This is a genomic window from Micromonospora sp. 4G55 (assembly GCF_016803375.1).
The window spans coordinates 1-3,201 of the sequence record NZ_JAEVHN010000685.1 but is presented as its reverse complement, the minus strand read 5'-3'; the positions used below and the strand labels follow the sequence as shown (position 1 = coordinate 3,201).

Genomic DNA, 3,201 nt, shown 5'->3' with positions numbered 1-3,201 from the left:
GCCGAGCCGACCGCGGCGACGATCGGCGCGGTGACCGTGCCCAGCGTGGCCAGCTTGGTCACCTCGCCCGGAGCGCCGGTCGCGCCGAGCAGCGCCAGCGTCTCGGTCAGCTTGCCGTCGAAGGCGGCGGCGATGCTCTCCGCGCCACTGGCGAGCAGCAGGGTGCCGGCGAGGCCGCTGGTGGCGTCCTGCTCTCCGGTCTGGCTGTGCACGCCGATCACGATCGCGTCGACGGCAAGCTCGGCGGGGTCGGTGTCGACCAGGCTCAGGGTGGTGCTGGGCGATGTCACTGAAGCTACTCCGGGCGGGCCGGGCCGGTCGCGTCGTCGCGTACCGGCGATGAAGGTCTCCGGCGGCAACCTACCCGCCGGAAGCTTGGCTGTCCCGCCGATGGCTGTCGCGGCGGGTCCCGCCGATGCTAACCAGCGGCGGGTACCCCGGTAAGTTGCCACCCATGACGGACGTGACCTCCGACGCCGCCGCGACCCGGCTGCGCCGTTCCCCGCTGCACGAGCGGCACACCGCTCTCGGTGCCAAGTTCGCCCCCTTCGGGGGTTGGGAGATGCCGCTGGAGTACGCCGGCGGCGGCGTGCTGAAGGAACACACGGCGGTGCGGACCGCCGTGGGCGTCTTCGACGTCTCCCACCTGGGCAAGGCGCGGGTCACCGGGCCGGGTGCGGCGGACTTTGTCAACGCCTGCCTCAGCAACGACCTGGGCCGCATCGGCCCGGGCCGGGCGCAGTACACGCTCTGCTGCGACGACGCGACCGGCGGCGTGGTGGACGACATCATCGCCTACCTGCACGCCGACGACCACGTCTTCCTCATCCCGAACGCGGCGAACACCGCCGAGGTGGTACGCCGGCTGCGCGCCGCCGCGCCGGCCGGGATCACCGTCACCGACGAGCACGAGGCGTACGCGGTGCTGGCCGTGCAGGGCCCCCGCTCGGCGGAGCTGCTCGGCGGGCTGGGCCTGCCGGTGGAGCACGGCTACATGAGCTTCTCCGCCGCAGCCCTGGCCGGAGTGGAGCTGACCGTCTGCCGCACCGGCTACACCGGTGAGTTGGGCTACGAGCTGGTGGTGCCGGCCGAGCACGCCGTCGCGGTCTGGGACGCGCTGTTCGCCGCCGGGAAAGCGTACGAGCTGCGGGCCTGCGGGCTGGCCGCCCGGGACACGCTGCGCACCGAGATGGGCTACCCGCTGCACGGGCAGGACCTGTCGCTGGAGATCACGCCGGTGCAGGCCCGCTCCGGCTGGGCGGTCGGCTGGGACAAGCCGGCGTTCTGGGGCCGCGACGCGCTGCTCGCCGAGAAGGCCACCGGCCCGCGGCGTACGCTGCGCGGCCTGGCGGCCGTCGACCGGGCCATCCCGCGCCCCGGCATGACCGTGTACGCCGGGGACACCGAGCTCGGCACGATCACCAGCGGCACGTTCTCGCCCACCAAGAAGCAGGGCATCGCCCTGGCCCTGCTCGACACCGAGGCCAAGCTCGCCGACGGCGACCTCGTCGAGGTCGACATCCGCGGCCGCCGCGCCCAGATGCGCGTCACCCGACCCCCCTTCGTGACCCCCTCGGTCAAGTAACCCCCGACGCCGGGCTTGTTGATCAAGAAGTTGCGTCGATCCGAGCACCGGATCCGACGCAAACTTCTTGATCAACGGGGGCAGGGGCAGGCGGGCCGGTGGGCGGGGTCAGGCGGTGGGGGGTTCGCCGGCGTCGAGGACCGCCTGGGTCCAGCCGCCCTCGATGACGCCGGTGCCGTCCAGGAGGGCCCAGTCGACGACGTCGGTGGCCTCGACCACGACGGGGGAGCCGATCCGGACGGTGGGGTCGGTGTTGGCGTCGCTGGCGCTGGCGCCGACGAGCCGCTCCGGCACCTCCCACGAGGTCACCCCGGCCCAGACGAACTCGGGGCCCTCGTCGCCGGGCAGGCCGTACTTGACCACGAGCTGCGACTCGGGCGGCAGCGTGCCGGCGAGGAACCGGGCCCGGATGTCGTCCAGCCCGGCCCGGGCGGTGGCGATCGCCTTGCTCATCGCGTCACCGGGCCGGGCGTAGCGGACGTCGGGCTGGATGCCGGAGAAGAGCGTCGCGCAGGCCGCGGCGAAGTACTTCCCGGGCGGACCCGGGTGCCCGGGCGGCGGGCGCAGGCTGAGGAACGAGTCGGCCTCCGGGTCGGTGGCCGGGTCCAGCTCCAGCCGCAGCAGCACCGGGGCCGTCGCGCCGTGCTGCTCCGGGTTGCCGTACGCCACCGCGATGTCGTGCCCGGTCACCGTGGCCAGCACGGGCAGCTGCACGAACGCCGGCACCTCCTCGCCGGCCAGCCCGTCGGTCCAGTCCCGCAGCAGCCGCCGGGCGGCCCCGGTCATCACCGCGCCCCAGGCCCGGGTGAGGTGGTCCGGCACGCCCTGGGTCTGCAACTCCAGCAGGCCGAACCGGCGCAGCCCCTTGGTGGTGAACCAGAGCCCCTCCGCGTCGGAGGAGTAGGGCACCAGCACCCAGTCGACCAGGCGTACCCGGCCCTCGGCGTCCGGCAGCGAGCGCAGCGCGGCCGCCGGGTCGAGGAACTGCAACCCGAACACGTCCACCACGTCGCCGTCGACGGACTCGGCGACCGCGGCGGCCACCGCGCGGGCCGCCCACTCGTGCGCCGGCGGCCAGCCCGGCCGGTACTCGGCCTGCACCACCACCAGGTGGCTGGCCGCGGCCAGCCGGCCGAGCTGCGCCTCGGTGGCGCCGAACGCGGTGAGCAGGTCCGGCGGCAGCTGCGGGAACTCGTCGATCGACCGGGTGTCCACCGTCATCAGCGGGCTGTCCAGCATCTGCGTCGCCAGCCCGTGCACCGGCTCGGCCAGCCGGCCCTCCAGCGCCCGCACCGCCGTCTTCGGGCTCACCCGGGGCAGCCCCGCCATCGGCACCAGGTACGTCGCGCTCAGCGACTCCGGCACCGGGATGGGGAGGAAGTCGTCCGTGATGAGCAAGTCGTCCCCCGGAAGGCCGTGCCGGTGCTGTCGGGGCAAACGCTACCCGCCGCCCGGTGCCGCGTTCAGCCGGACAGCACCAGTCCCAGGTAGACCAGCGTGGTGACCACCTCGACGGCGGCGCCGAGCACGTCGCCGGTGACGCCGCCGAGCCGGCGTACCACGTGGCGCAGCAGCCCGACCGCGACGGCGAGCGCCGCCGCGACGGCGAGCGGCCC

At 74.4% G+C, this 3,201-nt stretch carries 3 protein-coding genes and 1 pseudogene; 1 reads left to right on the top strand and 3 read right to left on the bottom strand.

What is annotated here, in order from left to right:
• Positions 1–290: pseudogene (locus JNW89_RS32355) on the bottom strand (M17 family peptidase N-terminal domain-containing protein); the annotation flags it as partial.
• Positions 291–454: 164 nt separating this feature from the next.
• Between JNW89_RS32355 and gcvT the strand changes: the two are divergent.
• Positions 455–1,585, top strand: a complete 1,131-nt coding sequence (gene gcvT, locus JNW89_RS32350; RefSeq protein ID WP_238451946.1) for a glycine cleavage system aminomethyltransferase GcvT — start codon at positions 455–457, stop codon at positions 1,583–1,585.
• A gap of 108 nt (positions 1,586–1,693) precedes the next feature.
• On the opposite strand, the gene JNW89_RS32345 is transcribed toward gcvT, so the two are convergent.
• Together JNW89_RS32345 and JNW89_RS32340 are read right to left on the bottom strand one after the other, a co-directional pair.
• Positions 1,694–2,983, bottom strand: coding sequence for a DUF2314 domain-containing protein (locus JNW89_RS32345; RefSeq protein WP_238451945.1), 1,290 nt, complete (start codon positions 2,981–2,983; stop codon positions 1,694–1,696).
• A gap of 65 nt (positions 2,984–3,048) precedes the next feature.
• Positions 3,049–3,201: adenosylcobinamide-GDP ribazoletransferase (locus JNW89_RS32340; RefSeq protein WP_238451947.1), on the bottom strand; the 153-nt coding region annotated here is incomplete at its 5' end.

What these genes read in the sequence shown, in the direction of transcription:
- gcvT (WP_238451946.1), top strand. Translation starts at nt 455, where the DNA reads ATGACGGACGTGACCTCCGACGCCGCCGCGACCCGGCTGCGCCGTTCC.